The sequence below is a fragment of the Sphingopyxis sp. GW821-FHT02C12 genome (assembly GCF_059421785.1).
The window spans coordinates 225,891-252,356 of the sequence record NZ_JBWKVQ010000001.1 but is presented as its reverse complement, the minus strand read 5'-3'; the positions used below and the strand labels follow the sequence as shown (position 1 = coordinate 252,356).

General features: G+C 67.1%; 29 protein-coding genes. 16 read left to right on the top strand and 13 right to left on the bottom strand.

Annotation, left to right across the window (positions count from 1 at the left end):
- Nucleotides 1-3 precede the first annotated feature (3 nt).
- From odhB to AC07U1_RS01145, 8 genes are all read left to right on the top strand, one after another.
- Nucleotides 4-1,248: a 2-oxoglutarate dehydrogenase complex dihydrolipoyllysine-residue succinyltransferase gene (odhB, locus tag AC07U1_RS01180; protein WP_495178643.1), complete on the top strand. Its 1,245-nt coding sequence runs from the start codon at nucleotides 4-6 to the stop codon at nucleotides 1,246-1,248.
- Nucleotides 1,249-1,261: 13 nt separating this feature from the next.
- Entirely contained in the window at nucleotides 1,262-1,627 is a 366-nt protein-coding gene (locus AC07U1_RS01175; RefSeq protein ID WP_495178642.1) for a gamma-glutamylcyclotransferase family protein, read from the top strand.
- A complete protein-coding gene (gene lpdA / locus AC07U1_RS01170; protein ID WP_495178890.1) occupies nucleotides 1,627-3,024 on the top strand; it encodes a dihydrolipoyl dehydrogenase in 1,398 nt (465 codons plus the stop codon). The genes AC07U1_RS01175 and lpdA overlap by 1 nt, the downstream gene beginning before the upstream one ends.
- Nucleotides 3,025-3,046: 22 nt before the next feature.
- Nucleotides 3,047-4,384 carry an amidohydrolase gene (locus AC07U1_RS01165; protein ID WP_495178641.1) on the top strand — a complete coding sequence of 446 codons (1,338 nt, stop codon included), beginning with the start codon at nucleotides 3,047-3,049 and terminating at the stop codon, nucleotides 4,382-4,384.
- 9 nt (nucleotides 4,385-4,393) lie between these two features.
- On the top strand, nucleotides 4,394-5,020 hold the full coding sequence (locus AC07U1_RS01160; protein WP_495178640.1) for a trimeric intracellular cation channel family protein: 627 nt from the start codon (nucleotides 4,394-4,396) through the stop codon (nucleotides 5,018-5,020).
- 106 nt (nucleotides 5,021-5,126) lie between these two features.
- Entirely contained in the window at nucleotides 5,127-5,414 is a 288-nt protein-coding gene (locus tag AC07U1_RS01155) for a hypothetical protein (protein ID WP_492742643.1), read from the top strand.
- A gap of 18 nt (nucleotides 5,415-5,432) precedes the next feature.
- Nucleotides 5,433-6,335: an alpha/beta fold hydrolase gene (locus tag AC07U1_RS01150; RefSeq protein WP_495178639.1), complete on the top strand. Its 903-nt coding sequence runs from the start codon at nucleotides 5,433-5,435 to the stop codon at nucleotides 6,333-6,335.
- Complete coding sequence (locus tag AC07U1_RS01145) at nucleotides 6,332-7,069, top strand: PepSY domain-containing protein (RefSeq protein ID WP_495178638.1); 738 nt, start codon at nucleotides 6,332-6,334, stop codon at nucleotides 7,067-7,069. Before AC07U1_RS01150 ends, AC07U1_RS01145 begins: the two co-directional genes overlap by 4 nt.
- Nucleotides 7,070-7,124: 55 nt before the next feature.
- On the opposite strand, the gene sppA is transcribed toward AC07U1_RS01145, so the two are convergent.
- From sppA to AC07U1_RS01115, 6 genes are all read right to left on the bottom strand, one after another.
- Complete coding sequence (gene sppA, locus AC07U1_RS01140) at nucleotides 7,125-9,110, bottom strand: signal peptide peptidase SppA (RefSeq protein WP_495178637.1); 1,986 nt, start codon at nucleotides 9,108-9,110, stop codon at nucleotides 7,125-7,127.
- A gap of 78 nt (nucleotides 9,111-9,188) precedes the next feature.
- The gene (locus AC07U1_RS01135) at nucleotides 9,189-10,088 is read right to left on the bottom strand and encodes an NAD-dependent epimerase/dehydratase family protein (RefSeq protein ID WP_495178889.1); all 900 of its coding nucleotides are present in this window, start codon (nucleotides 10,086-10,088) and stop codon (nucleotides 9,189-9,191) included.
- A gap of 17 nt (nucleotides 10,089-10,105) precedes the next feature.
- A complete protein-coding gene (gene proB, locus AC07U1_RS01130) occupies nucleotides 10,106-11,212 on the bottom strand; it encodes a glutamate 5-kinase (RefSeq protein WP_495178636.1) in 1,107 nt (368 codons plus the stop codon).
- A 45-nt stretch (nucleotides 11,213-11,257) separates the two neighbouring features.
- Nucleotides 11,258-12,058 (bottom strand): MipA/OmpV family protein, encoded by an 801-nt coding sequence (locus AC07U1_RS01125; protein WP_492736242.1) that lies wholly within the window; start codon nucleotides 12,056-12,058, stop codon nucleotides 11,258-11,260.
- Nucleotides 12,059-12,108: 50 nt separating this feature from the next.
- The gene (gene obgE, locus AC07U1_RS01120; protein ID WP_495178635.1) at nucleotides 12,109-13,152 is read right to left on the bottom strand and encodes a GTPase ObgE; all 1,044 of its coding nucleotides are present in this window, start codon (nucleotides 13,150-13,152) and stop codon (nucleotides 12,109-12,111) included.
- A 174-nt stretch (nucleotides 13,153-13,326) separates the two neighbouring features.
- Nucleotides 13,327-13,932 (bottom strand): TetR/AcrR family transcriptional regulator, encoded by a 606-nt coding sequence (locus AC07U1_RS01115; protein WP_056346987.1) that lies wholly within the window; start codon nucleotides 13,930-13,932, stop codon nucleotides 13,327-13,329.
- A gap of 83 nt (nucleotides 13,933-14,015) precedes the next feature.
- On the opposite strand from AC07U1_RS01115, the gene AC07U1_RS01110 reads away from it, so the two are divergent.
- Nucleotides 14,016-14,921 (top strand): metal-dependent hydrolase, encoded by a 906-nt coding sequence (locus AC07U1_RS01110; protein ID WP_495178634.1) that lies wholly within the window; start codon nucleotides 14,016-14,018, stop codon nucleotides 14,919-14,921.
- A gap of 111 nt (nucleotides 14,922-15,032) precedes the next feature.
- On the top strand, nucleotides 15,033-15,563 hold the full coding sequence (locus tag AC07U1_RS01105) for a GNAT family N-acetyltransferase (protein WP_495178633.1): 531 nt from the start codon (nucleotides 15,033-15,035) through the stop codon (nucleotides 15,561-15,563).
- Between the two features lie 119 nt (nucleotides 15,564-15,682).
- Here AC07U1_RS01105 and AC07U1_RS01100 read toward each other — a convergent pair whose 3' ends face one another.
- Nucleotides 15,683-16,129 (bottom strand): NfeD family protein, encoded by a 447-nt coding sequence (locus tag AC07U1_RS01100; RefSeq protein WP_056343594.1) that lies wholly within the window; start codon nucleotides 16,127-16,129, stop codon nucleotides 15,683-15,685.
- Nucleotide 16,130: 1 nt separating this feature from the next.
- On the bottom strand, nucleotides 16,131-17,054 hold the full coding sequence (locus tag AC07U1_RS01095; RefSeq protein WP_056343591.1) for an SPFH domain-containing protein: 924 nt from the start codon (nucleotides 17,052-17,054) through the stop codon (nucleotides 16,131-16,133).
- 80 nt (nucleotides 17,055-17,134) lie between these two features.
- On the opposite strand from AC07U1_RS01095, the gene AC07U1_RS01090 reads away from it, so the two are divergent.
- Both AC07U1_RS01090 and AC07U1_RS01085 read left to right on the top strand, forming a co-directional pair.
- A complete protein-coding gene (locus tag AC07U1_RS01090; RefSeq protein WP_495178632.1) occupies nucleotides 17,135-17,938 on the top strand; it encodes an HpcH/HpaI aldolase/citrate lyase family protein in 804 nt (267 codons plus the stop codon).
- A gap of 64 nt (nucleotides 17,939-18,002) precedes the next feature.
- Nucleotides 18,003-19,508, top strand: a complete 1,506-nt coding sequence (locus AC07U1_RS01085; RefSeq protein ID WP_495178631.1) for a M28 family peptidase — start codon at nucleotides 18,003-18,005, stop codon at nucleotides 19,506-19,508.
- Nucleotides 19,509-19,624: 116 nt separating this feature from the next.
- On the opposite strand, the gene AC07U1_RS01080 is transcribed toward AC07U1_RS01085, so the two are convergent.
- Nucleotides 19,625-20,998 carry a class II 3-deoxy-7-phosphoheptulonate synthase gene (locus AC07U1_RS01080; protein ID WP_495178630.1) on the bottom strand — a complete coding sequence of 458 codons (1,374 nt, stop codon included), beginning with the start codon at nucleotides 20,996-20,998 and terminating at the stop codon, nucleotides 19,625-19,627.
- 240 nt (nucleotides 20,999-21,238) lie between these two features.
- Here AC07U1_RS01080 and AC07U1_RS01075 point away from each other — a divergent pair, with 240 nt between their 5' ends.
- From AC07U1_RS01075 to AC07U1_RS01060, 4 genes are read left to right on the top strand one after another with little or no spacing between them, the layout of a single operon-like run.
- Nucleotides 21,239-21,916 (top strand): Crp/Fnr family transcriptional regulator, encoded by a 678-nt coding sequence (locus tag AC07U1_RS01075; RefSeq protein ID WP_495178629.1) that lies wholly within the window; start codon nucleotides 21,239-21,241, stop codon nucleotides 21,914-21,916.
- 46 nt (nucleotides 21,917-21,962) lie between these two features.
- Nucleotides 21,963-22,310 carry an ArsC family reductase gene (locus AC07U1_RS01070; RefSeq protein ID WP_495178628.1) on the top strand — a complete coding sequence of 116 codons (348 nt, stop codon included), beginning with the start codon at nucleotides 21,963-21,965 and terminating at the stop codon, nucleotides 22,308-22,310.
- A complete protein-coding gene (locus tag AC07U1_RS01065; RefSeq protein WP_495178627.1) occupies nucleotides 22,307-23,377 on the top strand; it encodes a glycerophosphodiester phosphodiesterase in 1,071 nt (356 codons plus the stop codon). The genes AC07U1_RS01070 and AC07U1_RS01065 overlap by 4 nt, the downstream gene beginning before the upstream one ends.
- Nucleotides 23,374-24,309 carry an aldo/keto reductase gene (locus AC07U1_RS01060; RefSeq protein WP_495178626.1) on the top strand — a complete coding sequence of 312 codons (936 nt, stop codon included), beginning with the start codon at nucleotides 23,374-23,376 and terminating at the stop codon, nucleotides 24,307-24,309. Before AC07U1_RS01065 ends, AC07U1_RS01060 begins: the two co-directional genes overlap by 4 nt.
- A gap of 93 nt (nucleotides 24,310-24,402) precedes the next feature.
- Here the strand turns inward: AC07U1_RS01060 and AC07U1_RS01055 are convergent, their stop codons facing one another.
- The 4 genes from AC07U1_RS01055 to AC07U1_RS01040 form a co-directional block, all read right to left on the bottom strand.
- Nucleotides 24,403-25,185 carry a dienelactone hydrolase family protein gene (locus tag AC07U1_RS01055; protein ID WP_495178625.1) on the bottom strand — a complete coding sequence of 261 codons (783 nt, stop codon included), beginning with the start codon at nucleotides 25,183-25,185 and terminating at the stop codon, nucleotides 24,403-24,405.
- Nucleotides 25,186-25,297: 112 nt separating this feature from the next.
- A complete protein-coding gene (locus tag AC07U1_RS01050; RefSeq protein WP_056343571.1) occupies nucleotides 25,298-25,519 on the bottom strand; it encodes a helix-turn-helix transcriptional regulator in 222 nt (73 codons plus the stop codon).
- Entirely contained in the window at nucleotides 25,512-26,000 is a 489-nt protein-coding gene (locus AC07U1_RS01045) for a hypothetical protein (protein WP_495178624.1), read from the bottom strand. Before AC07U1_RS01045 ends, AC07U1_RS01050 begins: the two co-directional genes overlap by 8 nt.
- A 3-nt stretch (nucleotides 26,001-26,003) precedes the next feature.
- Nucleotides 26,004-26,441, bottom strand: coding sequence for a hypothetical protein (locus AC07U1_RS01040; RefSeq protein ID WP_495197620.1), 438 nt, complete (start codon nucleotides 26,439-26,441; stop codon nucleotides 26,004-26,006).
- Nucleotides 26,442-26,466 lie beyond the last annotated feature (25 nt).

Genomic DNA, 26,466 nt, shown 5'->3' with positions numbered 1-26,466 from the left:
AAGATGAGCACCGAAGTCAAAGTCCCCACCTTGGGTGAAAGCGTCACCGAAGCGACGGTCGGCGAATGGTTGAAGCAGCCGGGTGACGCGGTCGCGCTCGACGAGCCGATCGCGAGCCTCGAGACCGACAAGGTCGCGGTCGAGGTACCCTCGCCCGTCGCGGGCGTGATGGGGCAGCAGGTGGTGGCCGCGGGCGACACCGTCGCCGTCGGCGCGGTGATCGCGACGATCGAGGCTGGCAGCGGCAAGGCTGCGGCGCCCGCAGCGCCGGCTTCGGCTCCCGCTCCCGCCGCGAAGGCCGAAGCCGCAGTGCCCGCGCCTGCCGCGACGGCGAGCGAAGAGACCGGCGACGGCGTCACCACCCTGTCGCCCGCGGTGCGTCGCCTGGTGCTCGAGCATGGCGTCGACCCGAGCAAGATCAAAGGCAGCGGCAAGGACGGCCGGTTGACCAAGGAAGATGTGCTCGCCGCCGCCAATAATGCGCCCGAGGCTCCGGCGGCCGCGCCGGCGCCCGCCGCTGCCGCCCCTGCGGCATCGGGTGCCCCCGGCCGCCGCGAAGAGCGCGTCAAGATGACCCGCATGCGTCAGACGATCGCCAAGCGGCTGAAGTCGGCGCAGGAAACCGCGGCGATGCTGACGACCTTCAACGACGTCGACATGTCGGCGGTGATGGCGACGCGCGACAAATATCGCGAAAGCTTCGAAAAGAAGCATGGCGTCCGCCTCGGCTTCATGAGCTTCTTCACCAAAGCGGTCGCGCTCGCGGCGCACGACATTCCGGCGGTCAACGCGCGCATCGACGGCGACGAGATCGTCTATTTCGATTACCTCGACGTCTCGGTCGCGGTGAGCGCGCCCAACGGCCTCGTCGTGCCTGTCGTGCGTAACGCCGACAGCCTGAGCTTCGCCGAGATCGAAAAGGCGATCGCCGACCTCGGCAAGCGCGCCAAGGAGGGCACGCTGACGATGGACGACATGACCGGCGGCACCTTTACCATTTCGAACGGCGGCGTGTTCGGCGGCCTGATGTCGACCCCGATCATCAACCCGCCGCAGTCGGCGGTGCTCGGTCTCCATCGCATCGAGGAACGTCCGGTCGTCCGCGACGGCCAGATCGTGGCACGCCCGATGATGTATCTGGCGCTGAGCTATGACCACCGCCTGATCGATGGCCGCGAGGCGGTGACCTTCCTCAAGACGATCAAGGAAGCGATCGAGGATCCGACGCGGCTGCTGATCGACCTGTAATAGGGAACGCCGCATGCGCGACGCCACCGAAGCCTTGTTCGCCTATGGCACGCTCCAATATCCGGACGTGCAGCGCGAACAGTTCGGCCGGTTGCTCAGCGGCACGGCGGACGCGCTGACCGGGTATCGGCTCGGACGGATCGCGATCGCCGACCCCGAGGTGGCCCGCAAAAGCGGCGAAAATCACTATCCGGTGCTCGCACCTGACAGCGAAGGCTCGCAGCGGATCGCGGGCACCCTATATTGGATTACAAGACAAGAACTCGAAGCGGCCGATGTCTATGAGGCCGAAGACTATCAGCGGCAGCGCGTCGCACTGGAATCGGGCGAGAGCGCCTGGGTCTATGTCGCCGCACCGGGCCTGCAATGGAGTATATGATGGCTGATTACGATTACGACGTCCTTGTCATTGGTGCCGGCCCCGGCGGCTATGTCGCGGCGATCCGTGCGGCGCAGCTCGGCCTCAAGACCGCCTGTGCCGAAGGGCGCGAGACGCTGGGCGGCACCTGCCTCAATGTCGGCTGTATCCCGTCGAAGGCGATGCTCCACGCGTCCGAATATTATGACGCCGCCGCCAATGGCGCGATGGCGAAGATGGGGATCGATGTGACCCCCAAGCTCAACCTGCCCGCGATGCACGGCCAGCGCATCGACGCGGTCAAGGGCCTGACCGGCGGCATCGAATTCCTGTTCAAGAAGAACAAGGTCGACTGGCTGAAGGGCTATGCGCAGTTCACCGGCAAGGACAGTGTCGAGGTCGCGGGCAAGACGGTCCGCGCCAAGAATATCGTCATCGCCACCGGATCGTCGGTCACCCCGCTGCCCGGCGTCGCGGTCGATAACGACAAGCAGATCATCGTCGATTCGACCGGCGCGCTCGAACTCGCGAAGGTTCCCGAGCATATGGTCGTGATCGGCGGCGGTGTGATCGGACTCGAACTCGGCAGCGTGTGGCGCCGGCTTGGCGCGAAAGTCACCTGCGTCGAGTTCCTCGACCAGATCCTGCCCGGCATGGACGCCGATGTGCGTAAGGACGCGAACCGCATCTTCAAGAAGCAGGGCATCGAATTCAAGCTCAAGACCAAGGTCACCAAGGCCGAGGTCAAGGGCAAGAAGGCGGTGCTGACGCTCGAACCCGCCGCTGGTGGTGACGCCGAGACGCTCGAGGCCGATGTCGTGCTGGTATCGATCGGGCGCCGCCCGAACACCGAAGCGCTGGGTCTCGACAAGGCGGGCCTCGCGGTCAACGCGCGCGGCCAGATCGAGACCGACCATGATTTCGGTACCCAGGTGCCTGGCATCTGGGCGATCGGCGACGTCATTCCGGGGCCGATGCTCGCGCATAAGGCCGAGGACGAAGGCATTGCGGTCGCCGAGAATATCGCCGGGCTGACCGGCATCGTGAACCACGACGTCATCCCCTCGGTTGTCTATACCATGCCCGAAATCGCCGGCGTCGGCCTGACCGAAGAGCAGGCGAAGGAGCGCGGCGAGGTCAAGGTCGGCAAATTCCCGATGGCGGGCAACAGCCGCGCCAAGACCAACCACGAACCCGACGGTTTCGTGAAGGTGATCGCCGATGCGAACAGCGACCGCGTGCTCGGCGTCTGGATCATCGCCAGCGTCGCGGGCACGATGATCGCGCAGGCCGCGCAGGCGATGGAATTCGGCGCGACGTCGGAAGACATCGCCTACACCTGCCACGCCCACCCGACGCACAGCGAAGCGGTGAAGGAAGCGGCGATGGCGGTGACCGGCAAGCCGATCCACATCTGACAGGCATTTGGGGGAGAGAGTGATGGCGAAGCATGGGCTCTGGGCAGCGGCTTCGCTTGCCCTCTTTCTGGTCCCGGCGGGCGTTCAGGCGGCGCCTGACATGGCTGCGGCGAACGCGCGGCTGACCGCGCTTCTCGACAAAAATTATCCGGCTCTCGAGGCGGTCTACAAGGATTTGCACGCCAATCCCGAACTGGGGATGCAGGAGGTGCGGACCGCCGCGATCCTCGCCCAGCATCTCCGCAAGGCGGGCTTCACCGTGACCGAGAAGGTCGGCGGGACCGGCGTCGTCGCGGTGCTGAAGAACGGCGACGGGCCGACCTTCCTGGTCCGTGCCGACATGGACGCGCTGCCGCTGGAGGAAAAGACCGGGCTGGCCTGGTCGAGCAAGGCGCGCGCGACCTATGAGGGCAGGGATGTTCCCGTGATGCACGCCTGCGGCCATGATACGCATGTGGCCTATCTGATCGGCGTCGCGCAGGCGCTGAGCGCGATGCGCGACAGTTGGTCGGGGACGGCGGTGCTGATCGGCCAGCCGGCCGAGGAACCGCTGAAGGGCGCGCGCGCGATGCTGGATGACGGGCTGCTGACGCGTTTCCCCAAGCCCGACTTCGGCTTTGCGGCGCATGTCTCGAACCTGCCGGCGGGCGTCGTCGCGATCAAGGCGGGCGCGGGGTCGTCGGCCTCCGACAGCTATTCGATCACCTTCCACGGCCGCGGCGGGCACGGATCGATGCCCGCGGCGACGATCGACCCGATCCCGATCGCCGCGCGCTTCGTCACCGATACGCAGGTGGTGATCAGCCGCGAAAAGGATCCCGCCGCCTTTGGCGTGCTGACGATCGGCGCGATCAACGCCGGCAGCGCGCCCAACATCATCCCCGACAGCGCCGAGGTGAAGGTCAATCTGCGTTCGCAGTCGCCCGAGGTGCGCAAGCTGCTCCAGGACGGCACCGCGCGCGTCGCGAGATCGGCGGCGGCGATGGGCAATGCGCCCGAACCGACGATCCGCTACCTGAGCGGCACCGGCATTCTCACCAACGACGAGACGATGGCCAAGGCCGCGGTCGCGGCGCTGACCCCGGTGTTCGGCAAAGGCCTCGTCTTCGCCCCCGCGAGCGCGGCGCCGATGTCGGGCAGCGAGGATTATTCGGAATTCGTCGATGCGGGCGTGCCGTCGCTGTTTTTCGGCATCGGCGGTTATGATCCCGCGGTGCTCGCCGACCTGAAGGCGAAGGGCGAACCCGCGCCGACCAATCACTCGCCCTTCTTTGCGCCCCGCGCTGAGCCCGCGATTCGCAATGCGGTGACCGCGATCATGCTCTCGATCGTCGGCGGTGTTCGCCCCGCCGCGAAATAGCGACGCGCGATGCCCGTCCCCGACAATGACCTGCTGATCCGGCTGCTCGATCTTGCCGGGATCGGTGTGTTCGCCTTGTCGGGGGCGCTGATGGCGGTGCGTCTGCGCCAGACGCTGGTCACCGCGATGTTTTTCGCGCTGGTGACCGGGGTCGGCGGCGGCAGCGTGCGCGACCTGCTGATCGGCGCGCCGGTATTCTGGGTGCAGGACGGGGCGATCGCGGCGGTGTGCATCGCGATCGCGCTGGTCGTCTGGGTGACCCCCGAACGCTGGTGGCAGGGGCAGTTGCTCGAATGGGCCGATGCCGTTGGGCTCGCGGCTTACGCGGTCTTCGGCACCGCCAAGGCGCTGGCGTGGGGCGTGCCGCCGGTGCCCGCGCTGCTGATGGGGGTGATCACCGGCTGCGTCGGCGGCACCATCCGAGATATCCTCGCCGGGGTGCCATCGATCATTGTCAGGCCTGAAATCTATGTCACCGCGGCGGCGCTCGCCTCGGGGCTGTTCCTGGCGCTGCTCTGGCTGGGCACGGGGACGCCGATCGCGGCGCTGAGCGGTGCGGTCGCGGGCTTCGTCCTGCGCGGCGCCGCGATCTACTGGTCGCTTGCGCTGCCCGCCTATCGCGAACCGACCCGCTGAACGGGTCCCGGTTCGGGACGGAATGACCCGAACGGCAGCCGGGCTGTCAGAATCGATTAACCCGCCACGCCTAGCCCGCATCGCACGAAAGGGGCGCGTGGGGGCCTTGGAAGTTTTGTTGATCAGTTTTGGCGCCGGCGTCGCGTCGGCCGACTGCGCGGTCGATTGCGATGCGGCGATGACGGCGGGGGTCATGCTATTGGCCGCGCCACCGATCCTCGCCGCGGTGATGCTGCGCGACCGGCTGTTCGCGATGTGTGCGGGATGGGGTGAGCGGTTCGGCCGCTTGCGCGCCGCGCGCGGCTCCTGCGCCGCGGGCTTGCCAAATACGCTGGCTGTGGCAGGTTCGTCGGTGAACACGGATGTCAGCACCATCGCCGCGCGAAGGGCCTGACCCTTGCAGGGGCTTTCCATGACGACAACGCAGACGACCGCAAACGGCATCGACATCACCTATGAGGACAAGGGGCCGCGCGATGCGCCGGTCATTCTGCTGGTAATGGGGCTGGGCGGGCAGCTGACTTTGTGGCCCGACGAGTTCGTGGATGCGCTCAATGCTCATGGTTTCCGCACTATCCGCTACGACAATCGCGACGTCGGCCTGTCGACGCGCTTCGAGGCGGCGGGGGTACCCAACCTGAAATGGATGTTCGTCAAGGCGGCGTTGCGCCTGCCGGTGCGTCCCGCTTACACGCTCGCCGACATGGCGGCCGACGGGATCGCGCTGCTCGACCATCTCGGCGTCGTGCAGGCGCATATCGTCGGCGCGTCGATGGGCGGCATGATTTCGCAGCATATCGCGGCGCGCTATCCCGACCGTACCCTGTCGCTGACCTCGATCATGTCGACCACCGGCAACCCCAGATTGCCGCGCGCCAACAAGGACGCGATGGCGGTGCTCGCCAACCGGCCGATGAGTGGCGATCCCGAGGCGATGATCGCCTATTCGGTACGCGCCGCGCGGGTGATCGGCAGCCCCGCCTATCCCGCCGAGGAAGAACGGTTGCAGCGCCGGGTGCGCGGCGATTTCGAGCGCGGCTGGTACCCGCAGGGCGTCGCGCGGCAGATGGCGGCGATCGTCGCCGACGGCGACCGCCGCGCGATGCTGAAGACAATCGCCGCGCCGGCGCTGGTGATCCATGGCGAGGCCGATCCGCTCGTGCCGCTCGCGGGCGGCAAGGACACCGCGGCGAGCATCCCCGGCGCGCGCTTGATGACGATCCCGGGCATGGGGCATGACCTGCCGCTCGCGCTCGTCGATACGCTCGCCGATGCCATCGCGGGTCATGCGCGGGAGCTGGCGGCGGCGGCATGAGCGCGCTGAAGACGCGGCTGCGCGCGCAGCTGCTCCGCATCCATATCTGGCTTGGCTGGCTGGTCGGCGTGCCGCTGATCCTGTGGACGCTGTCGGGGTTGGTCATGGTGATCAAGCCGATCGATGAAGTGCGCGGCAGCGATCTGCGCAGCGAGCCGGTTGCGATCCCCGCGACCTTGGCGGCGGTGCCGCCGCAGCTAAATGGCCGCCCGGTGCAAAAGCTGGAGCTGGCGATGCGCGGGGCGAAACCGGTGTGGCTGGTGCGCTATACCGGCGACGACAGCCGCGCCGCCGATGCGACGACCGGCGCGCTCTTGCCGCCCGTCACCGCCGCCGAGGCGCGGGTGATCGCCGATGGCGCGTTAAAGGCGCCGGGCAAGCTGCTCTCGGTACGCCGCTTCGCCGCCGACGCCAATCCGATCGAACTGCGGCGCGATCGCCCGGCGTGGCGGATCGTTTATGACGGCGGGCTTCATGCCTATGTCGATGCCGATACCGGCGAGTTGCTGGCGCTGCGGACGGGATATTGGCGCGGCTATGATTTTTTCTGGGGGCTGCACATCATGGACCTGCAGACCCGCGAGGATACGCACCACCCGCTGCTGATCGGCTTCACGGCGGTCAGCCTGGTGACGGTTGTGCTGGGATTCGTGATGCTGTTCGTGCGCCAGCGGCGGCGGCGCAAACAGTCCCCCTCCCGCTCGCGGGAGGGGTTAGGGGAGGGCATGTCGTAAGGGCGGGAAGGCAACAGGCCCTCCCCCGACCCCTCCCGCAAGCGGGAGGGGAGTATCAGCGCATCAACAACGCTAGCGTGGCGAGGAAACCCCGGGTCTCCGCCTGGCCCGGCCGCGGCACGGCGGGCAGATAGGCGCGGCAGTCGAGGCACGATGCCTGCACCGACCCGGCCTCGGTCAGCAGCGAGAGGTCCTGCACGACGCGGCGTTCGATCATCTGGCGGTTCATCGCCGCGATGCCGAACCAGCCGCGCGGCAACGCCGCGGTCGGTTCCTGTTCGGCGCCGGTCCAGCTCGCGAGCATCTTCGAAAACTCGCTCGGCTCATTCTCGAAATATTTGGCGTGGACGTCGCCATCGACCTTGGCCAGTTTAGCCGCGGCGGCAATCGCGTCGGGCAGGCCGCCGAACTGGTCGACCAGCCCGATCTGGCGCGCGGTGCCGCCGGCCCAGACACGCCCTTCGGCGATCTCGCGGATCTTCTCGATCGGCTGCTTGCGGCTTTTGGCAACGAGGCCGGTGAAGCGCCCGTAGATATCCTCGACGCTGGCCTGCGCCAACTGGTTGAACTCGTCGTTCACCCCGCCGAGGATGTCGGGCTGGCCCGACAAGGGCGTCGTCTTGATGCCGTCGGTGGTCACGCCGGCCTTGGCGAGCGTTTGTTCGAAGCTTGGCAGGATGCCGAAGACGCCGATCGACCCGGTGATCGTGTCGGGTTCGGCGAAGATGCGGTCGGCGGGCGTTGCAATCCAGTAGCCGCCCGACGCCGCGACATTGGCCATCGACACGACGACGGGCAGTTTCTTCGCCTTTGCGGCGAGCAGCGCCTGGCGGATTTCCTCGGATGCGAGCACCGACCCACCGGGCGAATCGACGCGCAGGACGATCGCCTTGACGCTGTCGTCGGCCGCGGCGTCGAGGATGTGCTGGGCGATCGTCTGGCCACCGGCGCTGCCGTTCGGCGCCTCGCCGTCGACGATCTCGCCGATCACGGGCACCACCGCGATCGCGCTGCCGGGCTGCTTCGGCGGATTGGCGGCGACCCAGTTGTCGAGCGGGATCGCATTATAGTTCCACGGCTGGCTGTCGTCGAACGAACCGCTGATTTCGGCGACCCGGCTGCTGAACGCCATCCGGCTGCCGAGCGTGTCGATCAGCCCGGCGTCGAGCGACGCCTTCGACAGGTCGTTGCCCGCGGCGCGCACCGCACCCGCGGTGTCGGCGATGAAGGGATCGATCTTCGCCTTCGGGCGGGCCTTTTTGACGTCGGCCAGCCAATTTTCCCACAGGGCGCCGGCATAGGCGAGGTCGGCCTGTTTCGCTTCGGGCGACTGGTCGGCGCGCAGATAGGGCTCGACCGCGCTCTTGAAGGTGCCGACGCGATAGATGTTCGCGGTGACGCCGAGCTTGTCCATCAGCCCCTTGTAATAGAGCCGCGAACCGCCGGGTCCGGCGATCGCGACGCCGCCGATCGGGTCAGCCCATATCTCGCTGGCGTGGGAGGCGAGCTGATAGCTGTCAGTCGTGTAGGCGGTGGCGAAGGCGAGGACGGGCTTTTTCTGTGCGCGGACCTTGTCGAGCGCGTCACCGATCTCGGCGAGCGAGACCTGCCCGCCGCCGAGGAAGCGGTCGAGGTCGAGCACGACCGAGGTGATCCGTTTGTCGTCGGCCGCGGTTTCGAGCGCGTGGACTACGTCGCGGACGCGGATTTCCTTGAGATTGTTGCCGCCCGACAGCGCCGCGAACGGATCGATCTCGGCCGGCTGTTCGGTGACGACGCCGTCGAGCTGGAGTAGCAAAGCGCCTTCGCTGACCGGCAGCGATGGATTGGGGCGCCCCGCGAACAGGCCGAAGAGTACGACGAAGAAGAGGAGCAGGAAGATGAGCGCCAACCCGTCCTTGATCGCGACGAGCAGGTTCCAGACCTTGCGCGGAAAGCTGGTCGTGCCTTTCGGCTTGTCCTCGCCGGGCAGCGGGCGGCGAACGGGGATGGCCCAAGGGCCGGCGGGATCGTTGGGCGTGTTCGCGGTGCTGTCGGTCATATGTGCAAACCTAGGGATGCGGCTTGCCCTTGGCAATGCACGCTTCGACCGGCGGGCGACGGCGCCCCACCGGCGGCGTCAGAGCCAGTTTTCGCGGCGGTACCAACGGACTGTTTCGGCCAGCGCATCGCCGGTGTCGATTTCGGGGCGCCACAGGTCGGGCGGCGGGCAGGCGCCGGCGGTCGCGACCCAGTCGGGGTGCGCGATATAGCGCGCGCGGTCGGGGGTCAGCTTGGCGCGGCTGCGGCGCACCAGCTTGTCGATCCGTCCGCCGGCCTTGAGCAAGGTCGCCGGAATAGTGAGGGTCGAGACATGGCTGCGGCCGACGGCGCGGCCGACCGCGCGGGCAAAGCTGCGGTGCGACCAGCCGCCGGCCTTCCCGTCGTCGGGTTCGTAGATCGCGCCGATGCTGGCGTTGCGATCGGCGGCGAGCGCGACGAGCAGGCGCGCGAGTTCGTCGACGTAGATTGCCGACATCCGCCCTGCGGGCGGCAGCAGCGCGATGCCGCGGCGCGCCATGCGGAAGATGTCGAGCATCTCGGTATCGCCGGGTCCGAACACGGCCGGCGGGCGAACGATCGTCCAGTCGAGCCCGCTCGCCTTGACGATCGTTTCGGCGCGCGCCTTCGACCAGCCGTAGTTGGAGAGGTCCGGCTCGCGCGCCGCAAGCGACGAGACATGGACGAAGCGGGTGATCCCTGCGCCGCGCGCGGCATCGACGACGTTGCTGGTCGCGGTGGCGTTGCCGGCTTCGAACGCGGCGCGGGTGAGCACATTGACGACACCCGCGATGTGCAGGACGATGTCGCTGCCCGCCGCGAGGTCGGCGAGTGCATCGGGCTGGTCGAGCGCGCCGGCGATCCAGGTGACGCCGTCGCGTTGCTCCTGCGGACGACGGGTGAGGGCGCGGACGTGCCAGCCCTGTTCTATCGCGCGTCGCATCGTCGCGCCGCCAACAAAGCCGGTCGCGCCGGTCATCGCCAGCACCGGCGCGGTCACAGCAGCACCATATGGTCGCGGTGGACGACGGCGCTGCGCGGCGCATAGCCGAGCGCCGCCTCTTGCGCGTCGCGGCCGAGGCCGAGGATCGCGGCCGCGTCGGCGGCGGTATATTCGGCAAGACCGCGCGCGACGACGCGATCATCGGGACCGGCGATGTCGAGAATGTCGCCGCGTGCGAAGCTGCCTGCGACGGTCGATACTCCGGCGGCGAGCAGGCTGGCGCCGCCCTGCAGCGCCTTGACCGCGCCGGCGTCGATGCCGAGCCGTCCCTTGGCGGTCAGCCCACCGGCGAGCCAGGCCTTACGCGCGCTCGCGCCCTTTTCGGCGACGAACAGGCTGTGCCGCGCTTCGGTCGAGAGCGGGTGGTCGATGCGCCCCGACGCAATCGCGAGATGCGCGCCCGCGGCGTTGGCGATCCGCGCCGCCGCGATCTTCGACACCATGCCGCCCGACCCCATGCCCGAGGCCGACCCGGTGTCGGCCATCGCCTCGATGGCGGCGTCGATACGCTCGATGCGCGCGATATGGACGGCGCCATCCTGCGCGGGGTTGCGGTCGTACAGCCCGTCGATGTCGCTGAGCAGGATCACGCCGTCGGCGCCCGCCGCCTGCGCCACGCGCGCGGCGAGCCGGTCGTTGTCGCCAAAACGGATCTCCTCGGTCGCGACGCTGTCATTCTCGTTGATGATCGGCACCACGCCGAGGCTGAGCAGGCGGTCGAGCGTCGCGGCGGCGTTGAGGTAACGGCGGCGATGTTCGAGGTCGTCGAGCGTGACGAGCATCTGCGCCGCGGTCAGCCCCTCGGCGCCAAGCACCTCGGCCCACACCTGCGACAGCGCGATCTGTCCGGTTGCGGCGGCGGCCTGCGCATCCTCGAGGCTGGCGCGCCCGCCCTTGGTCAGCCCGAGCCGCCGTGCGCCGAGCGCGATCGCGCCCGACGAGACGACCGCGACCTGCTGGCCTGCCCTGGCGCGTGCGGCGATGTCGGCGGCGATGCCGGTCAGCCAGTCACGCCGCACCGTGCCGTCCGGATCGACGAGCAACGCCGAGCCGATCTTGACGATCAGGCGGGGGCAGGCGGCGGGCGGAAAGAGGCTCATGATGGCGCCGATAGCGCGGGCGGCGCCGCGCGCCAATGGCTTTGCTCAGCGATCGCCGCCGAAGGTGTAGCTGAGCGCGACGCCGACCGATGGCTGGTCGCGCGACCCCAGTTGGCGGACGACGGGCGAGCGCGCGGCGTCGCCGACGAGGCGGTCGTAGCGGGCATAGGCCGCGAGACCCCAGTTCGGGCTGAGCTGGCGGAGATAACCGGCAGTCAGCCCGACCGCGTGAACGCCGCCGTCGATATCGAAGGCGGGAAGGCCCGAGGCGGCCGCTGCGGCCGGGCTCACCCCGAAATAGGCGCGCTGATATTTGCCGTCGCCGAGCGTCACGCGCGGGCCGACGGAGAAGAGCCAGTCGTCGCCGTCGCGCACGACATAATCGGCACTGACCTCGCCGACGAAGCCGTCATGGCCGCCGAGGCCTCGCCGTGCCTCCGCCCGCAGGCGAAAGTTCGGGGTCAGCGACACCTGCGCGAACCCGCCCGCTTCGATCGTCAGCCCGACCTTGGGCAGGTTGGCGCCGACATCGGCGGCGGTGCGTTTGCCGACGAAGCCGAAGGCCGGGCCGAAGGCGAAGTCGCCGGCCTGGAGGAGCGGCGCGCCGAAGCTTTCGTCGGCGGCTTCGAAGGTGAATTCGGTGCCTTCATGCTCGCGCGAGAGATCGAGATAGGGGCCGATCGACAGGTCTTTCGCGCCCGGCCAGGCTGGCGAAAGCTGTGGTCCGGCGATGATGCGCGTGCGTTTGGGGGCGGGCGTTTCGGCCTCTTGCGCGAAGACAGGCGCCGTCAACGCCAGCAAGGACGAGGCGGCGAGGCTATAAGGGATCAGGCGACGAGGGGGCATTGGGGACTCCTGCTGTTCCCTCAACCAAGTCCCGCCTCGGCGCTTGGTTCCTAGACGGGGGACCATGCGGCGTCGGCATCGCCGTCGGGGTCTTCGCCCGCGACGTCGCCCGCCACCGCTTCGAGCAGCTTGTCGAGCACGGCTTCGATGCCCGCGCCGCTCGCGCCCGACAGCGCCATCACCGGATGGCCGCTTTCTTTGGCGAGTTCGGCCGACAACGCCGCGATCAGCTCGTCGTCGAGCGTGTCGACCTTGTTGAGCGCGACCACCACCGGCTTGTCGAGCAGGTCGGCACCATAGGCCTCAAGCTCGTTGCGCACGATGCGATAGCTGGTCGCGACATCCTCGTCGTTCGCGTCGACGAGGTGGAGCAGCACGCGGCAACGTTCGATATGGCCGAGGAAACGGTCGCCGACCCCGGCGCCGTCGGCGGCGCCCTCGATCAGGCCGGGGATGTCAGCGACGACGAATTCATTGCCCTTGTGGCTGACGACGCCGAGCTGCGGGCGCAGCGTGGTGAAGGCGTAGGCGCCAACCTTGGCCTGCGCATTGCTCACCGCATTGATGAAGGTCGATTTGCCGGCATTGGGCAAACCGACCAGCCCCGCGTCGGCGAGCAGCTTCAACCGCAGCCACACCCACATCTCCTCGCCGGGCCAACCGGGGCCGTGCTGGCGCGGGGCGCGGTTGGTGCTGGTCTTGTAGCTTGCATTGCCGCGCCCGCCGTCGCCGCCGCGCAGGAAGGTGACCTGTTCGCCCTCCTTGGTCAGGTCGGCGAGCAGGCTGCGCTCTTCGTCGTCGTCGAGGATCTGGGTGCCGATCGGCACCTTGATCAAGAGGTCGGGGCCACCGGCGCCGGTGCGGTCGCGGCCGGCACCGGGGGTGCCGCGCTTGGCCTTGAAATGCTGGGTGTAGCGAAAGTCGATCAGCGTGTTGAGCCCGGCGACCGCTTCGAAGATGATGTCGCCGCCCTTGCCGCCGTTGCCGCCGTCGGGACCGCCATATTCGACATATTTCTCGCGCCGGAAACTGACGGCGCCGGGGCCGCCGTCACCGGACTTCACGAATATCTTGGCTTGATCGAGGAAATGCATGGCGGGGCCTTTGGGCGCGGGAGACGGGAAAACTACACATCAAATCCCGTTCGTGTCGAGCGAAGTCGAGACACCCATCGGGGCACACGACCGAAGGGAGTCTCGACTTCGCTCGATGCGAACGGAATGACGGGATGCGGCCCCTTAGCGCGCGCGCAACAAAATTGCTAGCCTTCAGGCAGCAGGCTTGCCGCCGTGCTCAGCCCAGAATTTCGCGATCCTGCCGGTGATCAATTCGGTCGCCAGCACCCGCGACGTGTCGCGCGGCAGGTCGAGCGCCTCGGCCATCGGGCCGCCGAGCTGCGCATCGCCCAGCGCCATCAGCACCAGTGCCAGCGTATCTTCGTGCATCAGGCGCTTTTCATGCGCGTCGGGCGCGATGTTGTCGATCAGCCGGTGGATCGCCTCGACGATCGGGTCGAGCGCATCCTCGTTGCCCGTCGCAGCCATCCAGGTCGCGAGCGCGCCGGCGCCGCCCTCGTTGAAGGCGTCGAAGGCGAGGTCGACGATCTCGCGCACATTGCGTTCGCCCGGTGGCGATTCCGCCATCTTCCGGCCGATCGTCGCGCAGACGGTTTCGGCCTGATAGGCGGCGAGTGCCTTTTGCAGTCCCGCCGCGCTGCCGAAATGATGCAGCAGATTGGCGTGGGTGCGGTCGATGCGCGCCGCCACGGCTTTCAGCGTCACCGCCGCCGGCCCCATCTCGATCAGGATCGTCCGCGCCGCCTCGAGCGCCGCCGACCGGCTCTCTTCGGGACTCAGGCGCTTCTTCGCTACTATTGACACCACTGTAAGTAACCTTTAACATATGCCCCATAGGACGTCCCCACGCCCTTCCTCTCCTTTTCGACGGTGCAGACCATATGTCCAGCTTTTCCCACAACCCGACCCCCGCCGACCTTGCGATCACGCCGCGCGACATGCGCTTCGGCCGCGACGACCGGCAGGGCCGCTGGTGGCTGAACGGCGACCCGATCGCCTCGGCTTTTCACACCGCGCTGTCGGTGACCTTCCCGCGCGGCGAGGCGATGTTCATCGAGGCGGTGAAAGCGCACCGCGATGGCGTGCCCGACAAATTGGCGCGCGAAATCCGCGCCTTCACCCAGCAGGAAGTGATCCACAGCCGCGAGCATGTGGTGTTCAACAAGAAGGCGGCGGAAGCGGGTTACGACCTCAGCGAGCTCGAAGACGATGTGAACCACGTCCTCGACCTGATCAAGGCGCGGCCGCAGATCGTCAACCTGATGGCTACGATCGCGCTCGAACATTATACCGCGATGATGGCAGCGGTGATGCTGCGCGACGACAGCATGTATGCGGGCGCCGAACCCGAATGGGCGGCGCTGTGGAAATGGCACGCGATCGAGGAGATCGAGCATAAGGGCGTCGCCTATGACACCTGGCTGCACGCGACGAAGGACTGGAGCCGATTCAAGCGCTGGCGCGCCAAGTCGATCATGATGCTGCTCGTCACCACCCGCTTCTGGCCGAAGCGCGTCAAGGGGATGAAGGCGCTGCTGAAGCAGGACGGCCTGACCGGCTGGCGGGTCACGGCGCGTATCTGGTGGTATCTGCTCGGCAAGCCGGGGGTGCTGCGCAAGAGCTTCCTGCCCTGGCTCAGCTATTTCCTGCCTGGCTTCCACCCGTGGAATCATGACGACCGCGCACTGATCGGCAAATATGAAAGCGATTATGCCGATGCGGTGATGCCGCAGCACAGCTCGGCAGCGCCGGCGCGGCACGAGGAATTGGCGGCCGTGGCCGCCTGACCGGCTCGCAAAGGCGGAGCCTCCAAAGGGCTCTCTCTCCCCATTTTCGGGGCTTCGCCTTTGCGGGATCGGCGGCTTGCCGCGCAGCGTGTGCGCTGATAGCCCGGCGCCATGTTCACGACGCCCCCGATCATCGAAACCGACCGCCTGCGCCTGCGCGAGCACCGCCTGTCGGACAAAGCCGACCATATCGCGATGTGGGCCGACGAGCGCGTGACGCGCTTCATCGGCGGCGAACCGCGCGCGCCCGATGTCAGCTGGGGAAAATTCCTGTCGGCGGCCGGGCTGTGGCCGGTGATGGGCTATGGCTATTGGGTGTTCGCCGACAAGGCGACCGACCGGCTGATCGGCATGGGCGGCCTCAGCTATTTCGGGCGGGGCATAGCCGAACTCGAGGGGCAGCCCGAGGCGGGTTGGGCGTTCGACGCCGATCACTGGGGCGGCGGCCTCGCGACCGAGGCGATGGGCGCGGCGCTGGCCTGGGCCGACGCGAACCTCAATGCGGCGGACATCCGTTGCATCATCGAACCGGGACACGGCGCATCGGAGCGCGTCGCGGCGAAGCTGGGGTTCGGCCTGATCGGCGAGAGCGATGTGCTACCCGAGATCGTTAATATCTACGTACGACCGCGCGGCGGATAGAGATATTCGTCATTGCGAGCGGAGCGAAGCAATCTCCGGCTATCGACCTTGCGAAAGGCCGATAGCTTGAGATTGCCGCGTCGCCTTCGGCTCCTCGCAATGACGAGATGTGGTTTAGCCTAAGCCAGTTCCACCACCAGCAACCCGCCCTCGGCGCTGACGACGCGGACCTTGGTGCCTTCGGCGGTATCCGGGCCGCGCACCGGCCATTCGCCGTCGCCGACCTTGGCGCGGCCGCGGCCGTCCTCGATCGCCTTGGTCACCGTCAGCACTTCGCCGACCAGCCGCCCGCCGCGCTGGTTGAGCAGCGGGTCGGTGGTGGTGATCGGATTGTCGCGCAGATATTTGCGCCCCGCGTAAAGCGCGACGATCGACAATATGGCAAAGATAGCGAGCTGCAGCGGGACACCGATCGGGACGATCCACGCGACGATGCCGGTGACGATCGCGGCGGCGCCGAGCCAGACGAGGAAGAAGCCCGGCGCGACGATCTCGGCCGCCGCGAGCAGCACGCCGATCGACAGCCAGGCCCAATGCGGCTCCATGTTCGCAATCCAGTCGGGCATGTCAGCGGCTCCCTTCGCGGCTGGCCAGCGCATCCTTGGCGAGTTCGCCGATGCCGCCGAGCGTACCGATCAACTGCGTCGCCTCGACCGGGAACAGGATCGTCTTGGCATTGGGGCTGGTCGCGAACTGGCCCACTGCCTCGACATATTTCTGCGCGATGAAGTAGTTGATCGCCTGCGCATTGCCGTTCGCGATCGCGTCGGACACCATCTGGGTCGCCTTGGCTTCGGCCTCGGCTTCGCGTTCACGGGCCTCGGCGTCGCGGAAGGCGGCCTCGCGGCGGCCTTCGGCCTGCAGGATCTGGCCTTGCTTCTCACCCTCGGCGCGCAGGATCTCCGACGCGCGCATGCCTTCGGCTTCGAGGATGTTGGCGCGCTTTTCGCGCTCGGCCTTCATCTGCCGCGCCATCGCGTTCGAAATGTCGGCGGGCGGGCGGATGTCCTTGATCTCGACGCGGGTGATCTTGACGCCCCACGGCGTCGTCGCATCGTCGACGACGTGCAGCAGGCGCGCGTTGATCTCGTCGCGCTTCGACAGCGTCTCGTCGAGGTCCATCGAACCCATCACGGTGCGCAGGTTGGTCGTCGTCAGGTTCATGATCGCAAGATAGAGGTCGCTGACTTCGTAAGCGGCCTTCGCGGCGTCGAGCACCTGGAAGAAGACGACGCCGTCGACCGCGACCATCGCATTGTCCTTGGTGATGATTTCCTGGCCCGGGATGTCGAGCACCTGTTCCATCATGTTCACCTTGCGGCCGACGCGGTCGAAGAAGGGGGTGATGAAGTTGAGCCCCGGCTGCGCGGTGTGCGTGTAGCGTCCGAACCGTTCGATCGTATAGCTGAAGCCCTGCCGGACCGGCGTCATCGCCCAGATCAGGAAGAACAAGGCGAGCACTACGATCGCGATGGCAAACCCAAAACCCATGACAAATCCCCTCTGCTTGGTCGCAAACCTCTGGCGCTAACTTATTGCGACATTGCCCGGCTTGCGCCACAGAAAAGCGCATGATCGATTTTGCGCCCCGCTCGTTGCTCTATGTTCCCGGTTCCAACGCCCGCGCGCTGGAGAAGGCGCAGGGGCTTGCGGCCGACATGCTGATCGTCGATCTTGAGGATGCGGTGCCCGCCGACCGCAAGGAAGAGGCGCGTGCGGCGATGCGCGCGGCGGTGGTCGCTGGGTTCCCGGGCAAGCGGATCGCGGTGCGGATCAACGGCACGGGGAGCGAGCATCAGGCGGCCGACATCAACGCGGTCGCCGGGCTGCGGCTCGATGCCGTGGTGCTGCCGAAGGTCGATGCCATCGCCGACCTCGAACCCGCGCGCGGACTCGGCCTATCGCTGCTTGCGATGATCGAGACCCCGACCGCCATCTATGCCGCGCGCGAGATTGCGGGCGATCCGGCGGTGGCAGGGCTGATCGCGGGGCTGAACGACCTTGCCTACGAACTGAAGCTGCCCGACGGCATGGACCGCGGCGCGATGAGCCACGCGATTCAGGCGATCGTGCTCGCGGCGCGCGCGGGTGGGAAATATGGCTTCGACGGGGTCTATAACGCCATCGACGACGCCGAAGGTTTTGCGACGGAAGCCGCCGAGGGGCGGCGGCTGGGGTTCGACGGCAAGACGCTGATCCACCCGTCGCAGGTCGAGCCGTGCAATGCCGCCTTTGCGCCGTCCACGCGCGAGATCGCCGAGGCCGAAGCGCTGGTTGCCGCGGCGACCGGCGGGGCGCAGCGACATGCGGGGCGGATGATCGAAGATATGCATGTCGCCGCGGCCCGCGCGCTGCTGGAGCGGGCGGGGCGATAAACGCCCGACCCGCTTCGACGAACCGTCTTGCCGGTCGTTCGCGGACATGCCATGCCGCGCCGCCATGCACGCAATAAAATTTCGCGCCGCGATCGCGGCCGTCGCTCTGATCGCCGTCTCCGTTTCCGCCGTTCAGGCCAGGCCGGTCGATCCCCCGATTACCGAAGCCGACCTCGCCGCGCATATGCGCGTGCTGGCGAGCGACGCGTTCGAGGGGCGCGCGCCGGGGACCGAGGGCGAGAACCGCACCATCGCCTATATCGTCGGCGAATGGGCCAGGATGGGGCTCCAGCCCGTGCCGGGCAGCGAAACCCCCTGGCTGCAACCGGTGCCGCTGGTCGAAAGCGCCGCGATCGCGGGCAGCGTCCAGTTCAAGGTACGCGGCCGCGCCTTTCCGCTGTCGGACGACAGCATCGTCCTGACCGGACGCGACGCCTCGCTGGCGCTGGCGGACGTTCCGGTGATCTTCGTCGGCTATGGTGTCGATGCATCGGGCGAGGTCGCCGCCGATGTGAAGGGCAAGGTCGCGATCCTGCTCTCCGAGGCGGTGCCGTTCGGCGAGAAGATGCCGCGCTATCGCGACCGGCGCCAGATGCTCGCCGACGCGGGCGCGACCGCGGTGCTGGTCGTCGCGAGCGACGCGCTGCCCTGGGCGGCGGTGCAGGGATCGTTCGGATCGCAGACCACCAAGCTTGCCGGCGCCAAGCCCGGCGCGGCGGCGACGGGCTTCATCGCGGCGCCCGCGCTGCAGGCCTTGCTGACCAAGGTCGGCAAGCCGGCGGTCGCGGCGCTCGAAGCCGCCAAGTCGCCCGATTATCGCGGCACCGACCTCGCCGTCACCGCGAACCTCAGCGCCGAGACCGAAGTGCGTTCCTATGCCAGCCACAATATCATCGCCAAACTGCCGGGCGCGAAACCCGACGGCAAGGCGGTGCTGTTCCTCGGCCATTGGGACCATCTGGGGATCTGCGGCGGCGAGGGCGATGCTGACCGCATCTGCAACGGCGCGGTCGACAATGCGAGCGGCATCGCCGTGCTTACCGAGGTCGCCAAGCGGCTCGCCAGCGGCCCGCGTCCCGACCGCGACATCTATTTCATGGCGACGACCGCCGAGGAAAAGGGCCTGCTCGGCGCCACTTATTTTGCCGACCATCCGGTGGTGCCGCTGGGCGACATCACCGTCGCGCTCAACATCGACACCATCGCCATCTCGCCGCGCGGCACGCCGGTCGCGACGATCGGGCGCGGGCGTCCCGCCTATGACGCGGTGGTGCGCAAGGTTTCCACCGACCTCGGCCGCAAGCTTGACGAGGATGGCGAGGCCGACGCCTTTGTCCAGCGGCAGGACGGCTGGGCACTCGGCGCCAAGGGCGTGCCGTCGCTGATGGTCGGGGGAAGTTTCTCGGACATGCCGTTGCTCGAGAAATTCCTCGGCAGCGACTATCACAAGGCCGCCGACAATTTCAGCGACGCGATCCCGCTCGGCGGCGCGGCGGAGGATGCCGACCTGCACGTCGCGCTCGGCCGGGTGTTCGCCGACACCAAGGCTTGGAGCGGGACGGAGAAATAGGACCGGAGAAAAAGGCTTCGTCATTGCGAGCGAAGCGAAGCAATCCAGGGCGGTTTACGCCTGCTCTGGATTGCCGCGTCGCTTCGCTCCTCGCAATGACGAGTTGATGAGGCTGATCAGGCCGCCTGCTTCGCCCGTTCGCTCATTTCCTGGTTGAGCATTTCGGCCAGCAGGAACGCCAGTTCCAGCGACTGACCCGCGTTCAAACGCGGGTCGCAATGGGTGTGATAGCGGTCGGCGAGGTCCATCTGGGTCACGTCCATCGCGCCGCCGGTGCATTCGGTGACATTCTGGCCGGTCATCTCAATATGGATGCCACCGCCATGCGTGCCCTCGGCGCGGTGGACCGCGAAGAAGCCGCGCACCTCGGCGAGGATGCGCTCGAACGGGCGCGTCTTGTAGCCGTTGGGCGTCTTGATGACATTGCCGTGCATCGGGTCGCACGACCAGACGACGGGATGGCCCGATTCCTTCACCGCGCGGACAAGCCGCGGCAGGTGCGCCTCGATCTTGTCATGGCCATAACGCGTGATCAGCGTCATGCGCCCCGCGACATGATTGGGATTGAGCGTGTCGAGCAGGCGGAGCAGGACGTCGGGTTCGAGGCTCGGCCCGCATTTCATGCCGACCGGATTGCCGATGCCGCGGAGGTACTCGATATGCGCCGAGCCTTCGAAGCGCGTGCGATCGCCGACCCACAGCATATGGCCCGAGGTGTCGTACCAGCCGCCGGTCAGGCTGTCCTGCCGCGTCAGCGCCTGCTCATAGGGAAGCAGCAGCGCTTCATGGCTGGTGTAAAAGCTGGTGCCCTTGATCTGCGGCACCGTTTCGGGCGTGACGCCGCACGCTTCCATGAAGGCGAGCGCTTCGGAAATGCGCGCGGCGGTTTCCTGATATTTCTTCGCCCAGGGGCTGCGGTCCATGAAGTCGTGCGTCCAGGCGTTGACCTGGCGCAGATTGGCATAGCCGCCGCCGGCGAAGGCGCGCAGCAGGTTCAGCGTTGCCGCCGACTGGTTGTACGCCTTGACCATGCGCTGCGGGTCGGGCGCGCGGCCCGATGCTTCGAACGCGATGTCGTTGATGATGTCGCCGCGATAGCTCGGCAGCTCGACGCCATCGATGTCTTCCATGTCGGCCGAACGCGGCTTGGCGAACTGGCCCGCCATGCGGCCGAGCTTCACCACCGGCATTTTCGACGCGAAGGTCAGCACGACCGCCATCTGGAGCAGCACGCGGAAGGTGTCGCGGATGTTGTTCGGATGGAATTCGGCGAAGCTTTCGGCGCAGTCGCCGCCCTGGAGCAGGAACGCCTTGCCCTCGGCGACGCGGCCGAGTTCGCTGGTCAGTTCGCGCGCCTCGCCGGCAAACACCAGCGGCGGATAATTCGACAGCTCGCGCTCGGCCGCGGCGAGGGCGACCTCGTCCGAATAGGTGGGAAGCTGGCGGGCTTCGTGCGAGCGCCAGCTGTGCGGCTGCCATGGCTGTGTCATAATCAAAATCCAAAAATCGAATCGCGCGCCGCCATGGCGCGAATGGACCATGGAGGCAAGGATCAGGAAATTAGCATCGGCGCGGCTTTTGCGCACCTGTGCTTTTCTTTGCCGCGAAAAACTGATAGTTTGCTATGGTTTTTGGGACGTGCGCGCGGGGATCGCGATCGTCCGTTCGGCAATCCGTAACCTTCTACACTTAGTGGCCCAGGTAAGGGGCCACCTGTTGAAAAGATTCATATGGCGAGTTTCGATCCCGCCTGGTTCGGATATGGCGCACTTTTGCTGGTGCTCGGAACCAGCTTCGCGCTGACCCTGACGCACGTCCGCATCGGGCTGGCGCTTGCGGCGCTGGTCGCGCTGCCGCTCACCCTGTTCCATGCTCCGGGCGCCGGCTATTCGCTGCTCGTCGGGCTGATCCTCGCGGTCAACCTCGGACAGGCGGGGCGGGACTGGATCGGCGATGCCCAGGTGGCTTTTTCGCCGGAGGAACAGGAATTGCGGCGGCTGCACTTCGAAGCGCTCAGCCCGAGCAATGCGCGCCGGCTGATCGATCAGGGGCACTGGATTTCGGCGCGGCGCGGCGAGGTCTTGATCCGCGAGGATCAGGCGGCGCCCAGCCTCTTTTACCTTGCCGACGGGGTTGCGACGATCCGGCGCGAGGGCATCGACGTCGGCACCGTGGCGGGCGGGACGCTGATCGGTGAGGCGACAGTGCTCGACGGCAGCCATGCGACCGGGACCGTCTTGCTCGCGAGCAACGCGCGGATGTGGTTCATTCCGGCGCATTCGCTGCGCGCCTATCTCACCGCCAATCCGGGCATCGCCGCCACGCTGCACGAAGGCTTTGCGCGCGCGCTTCGCGGTAAATTGGCGAACGCCAACGCCCGCATTGCCGACCTGCCACCCATCGCTTAGGGTCTGCCGCATTATTGTCATCGGCGGCTTCTAACATGGACTATATATGGCACTGACTTTGTACGGAATTCCCAATTGCGACACGGTGAAAAAGGCGCGGACCTGGCTCGATGCGGCGGGCGTTCCGTACAGATTCCACGATTTTCGCAAGGACGGGCTCGATCCCGCGACGCTGCAATCCTGGATCGACGCGATCGGCTGGGAGAAATTGCTCAACAAGGCCGGGACGACCTTTCGCAAGCTGCCCGATGCGGACAAGGCGGATCTGGACGCGGGCAAGGCCAAGGCCTTGATGCTCGACCAGCCGGCAATGATCAAACGGCCGGTAGTCGAGGCGGCCGACGGAGTGAGCGCGGGCTTTTCGGCCGCCGAATGGCAGACGCGCTTTGCATGATCCGGCGCTGGGCGGTGGTGCCGGCGCTGCTCCTCGCGGCGTGCGGGGCTGAGCCGATGGCGGCGCAGCAGCCGACGCTCGACGGCAAGGCCCCGATCGTCATCGCGCACCGCGGCGCGTCGGGCGAGCGCCCCGAACATACGCTTGAAGGCTATCAGCTCGCGATCGACCTCGGTGCCGACTATATCGAACCCGACCTCGTACTGACCAAGGACGGTGTGCTCGTCGCGCGCCACGAGAATGAGATTTCGGAGACCACCGACGTCGCCGATCATCCCGAATTCGCCGGCCGCAAGACGACGAAGACGATCGATGGAACCGCGTTCACCGGATGGTTCACCGAGGACTTCACCCTTGCCGAACTCAAGACGCTGCGTGCGAAGGAACGATTGCCGCAACTACGCAGCACCGGATATGACGGCAAATATGAGGTTCCGACCTTCGCCGAAATCCTCGAGCTGCTGGCCGAAGCGAACAAGGGGCGCCGGGTCCCGGTCGGCGTCTATCCGGAAACCAAGCATCCGGGCTATTTCGCGTCGATCGGCCTGCCGCACGAGGCGACGCTGCTGGCGATGCTCGACCGCTATGGCTATCGCGGCCGCACCGCGCCGGTCTTCATTCAGAGCTTTGAGGTCGCGAACCTCAAGGCGATCCGCGCCAGGAGCGACCTGCCGCTGATCCAGTTGATGGACGGCGAAGGCGGTCCTGCCGACGATGCGAAGACGACCTATGCCGCCATGGCGACGCCTGCCGGGCTGAAAGCCATCGCCGCCTATGCCGACGGTATCGGACCCAACAAGGCGATGGTCATCCCGCGCGGCGCGCTCGGAACGCTGGGCGAGCCGACGACGCTGGTGGCGGACGCCCATGCGGCAGGACTCAAGGTTCATCCCTGGACCTTTCGCCGCGAAAATTATTTCCTGCCGCTCGCCGACAAGGGGGGCATCAATCCCGCCGGCCATGGCGATCTGGGCGCCGAGATCGACGCCTATCTGAAAACCGGCATCGACGGGCTGTTCAGCGACAACCCGCGCGAGGCCGTTGCGACGGTGAAAGGCAAGCCATGACCGAACGCGCATTGGGCCAGAGCGGCCTGTCGATCCGGCCTTTCATGCTCGGTGGCAATGTCTTCGGCATGACCGCGGACCGCGACGCGAGCTTCGCCGTGCTCGACCGATTCGTCGAACTGGGCGGCGGCATGATCGACACCGCCGACGTCTATTCGGCCTGGGTGCCGGGCCACAAGGGCGGCGAGTCCGAGCGCATGATGGGCGCTTGGCTGAAGGCCGGCGGCGCGCGCGACCGGGTGATGATCGCGACCAAGGTCGGCATGATGCCCGGCGGGCTGAAGCCTGATCGCATCCGCGAGGCGGTGCAGGGTTCGCTCGACCGGCTCGGCACCGACCGGATCGACCTGTATTTCGCGCACAAGGACGATCCGGACGTGCCGTTGGACGAGGTGCTCGGCGCGTTCGGCGAACTGGTCGACGCGGGCGTCGTGGACGCGATCGGCGCGTCCAACTATTCGGCCGATCGGCTGGCCGAGGCGCTGCGCGTGGCCGACGGCAACGGCCTGCCGCGTTTCACGGTGATGCAGCCCGAACTCAACCTGCTCGATCGCGGCCAATATCAGGGCGCGCTGCAGGATTTGTGCGTTGCCGAGGGGCTGGGTGTCGTCACCTATTTCAGCCTCGCTTCGGGGTATTTGTCGGGCAAATATCGCAGCGTCGACGACATCGGCCAAAGCGCGCGCGGCCCGCGCGTGAAGCCCTATGTCGAGGGCAAGGGGCCGGCGATGCTGGCGGCGATGGATACCATAGCGGCGGAGACGGGTGCCACCCTGTCGCAGATCGCGCTTGCCTGGGTCGCCGCCCAGCCGGGCGTCACCGCGCCCATCGCGAGCGCGACGAGCGTCGCGCAACTCGACGAGATCATGGGCAGCGAGGATGTGGTTCTGAGAGAAGAGCAGCTCGCGGCGCTAACTGCGGTGGGCGCCTGACCCCATATAGTCGTCCCGGCGAAGGCCGGGATCTCACCGTCTCGGACTGACGCAATGTCGAGATCCCGGCCTTCGCCGGAATGACGAGGTGAATTAATCCAAAGCGCAGCTTTCCCCACTGATCGCCCGCTCGGTCAGGAAGGCGTCGATAGCGGCGAGCGCGTTGGCGTGCGCCGCGCTGTCGAAATCCTTCTCGATCGTCGCGCTCGCCGGATCGTCGACGGGATGCGCAACGTCGAAGCGATGTTTGGCACCGGGATAGAGTTTGATCACAAACGGATATTCGTCATTCTTGATGCGTCCGGCGGCGAGGGCTTCGAGCTTTTTGGCCGGTGCGGTCCCGTCGGCGGTACCTTGCAGCGCCAGCACCGGCATCCGCTGCGGCCAAGGGGACGGCTGGCCGCCAACCGAGGGATAATAGGCGATCGCGGCGCGAATGCCGCTGTCAGTGCCTTGTTTGCTCGATGCCAGCGTGAGTGCGCCTTCGCCGCCGCGCGACCAGCCGACGACGACGCCGGGGCAGCGCATGTCGAAGCGGCCCTGCTCACGCAGCCGTGCGATCGCGTCGAGCGCAATCGTCGCGCGCTTTTCACCCGCCGATCCCTTCGGGGCAAGGCGCTCGAGCGCCGCGTCGTCGTCGACGATCACGACGTCGATGCCGCGATCATTCAAATATCGGGCAAGGTCGGCATTTTGATTGCCGGGTGCGAGTATGCCGACCCCCGCGGCGCGTGGGAGGAATATCGCCCAGGGGCGTGGTTTCGTGTCGGGAGCGACCGGGACCAGGTGCAGGTCGGCGGGGAGCGGGGCGGGCGACTCCGCCGACAGCGGCGCGGCGGCCAGCAGGGCGGAGCAGAGCAATGCAAGGCGGGGCACCGGCGACTCCTTTCGGACGGTCCAGCCTAGGCCTTTTCGCGGGCGCTGCCAAATCAAGGTGCGGCCCCGGCCCCGGGGAGAGCCGAGGCCGCACCCGCGCGGCCGCGCTGTTTCAATCGGCGCTCTCGTCCCACTGGAACACCGCTTCGAGCGGCTTGTCGAACGTGCGCGCGATGCGAAAGGCGACTTCGAGCGAGGGAGAATATTTGCCCTGTTCGATCGCCGCGATCGTCTGGCGGGTGACCCCGACCCGGTCGCCGAGGTCGCCTTGGGTCATCTCGCCCGAAAGGAAGCGCAGCGTACGGATGTCGTTGGTGAAAGGGGGCTTAGCCATGCCAGCCCCTCCGGTAGCTCAGGAGCACGACGACGCTGTTCACCAGTTCGGCGGCGACGATCGCGAACAGGCCGCAATTCGCCAGCCGCACCCCGCCGTCGACGAAGGGCATATAGACGCCGACGACCATCATCCCCACCAGCAGCACATAATAGGCGGCGGTCGCCCCGCGGCGGCGGATCGCGCGGTCGCGCTCGTCGGCGCGCGCGCGCTCCGACTTCGGGGCCTGCGCCGACAGGATGATCGTGCCGACGATGACGGTGGCGGCATGCGCTATGGCGATCGATCCGAAGAGCCACAGCATGGGGAATATTTCGCGCCCGGCGGGATGCCCGGACAGGAGCAGCCCGAAATAGAGGGTATAGGCGGCGACCATCGCGATGACGTTCAGCCAGGCGGTCTTTTCACGGAAGTTCATCGACAAGTCTCCGGTGTCGGCGCCGGCAAGCTGCCGCGCGGATTCGAGGGTCGCGGGGGACATGGCTCAGTACCCCCGGCGATAGAGGAACAACTGGGTCCCGATGCGGACCAACTCGGCGACGACCAGCGTCGCGATCATCAGATTGAGCTGCTGCGCCTGGCCGATGCCCCAGAAGATCAGGAAGATGTTGCCCCAGATGCCGACGACGAGCGGATAATAGGCATAATGGGTGCCGTGCATATGAAAGCTGCGGTCGCGTTCATCCTCTTTGACATCGACCTCTCCGCGGTTGCGGATCGCAAGGAAGGCGGTGGCGACGGTCATCGCGACGATGATTGCGATGGTGACCGGCACCAGCATCCCCGCCGTCGCCCACACGGCCGCCGGACTGTCGGCGATCTGCCAAGGGTAGGCGAGGAAGTACCAGCCGAAGGCCAGGATCATCGTCACCAGCGTGACCCAGTGAATTTTCTCGCGGAAGGCCATCCGATTCGACTCCATGTCATGAAATATGCACTCTATGTCT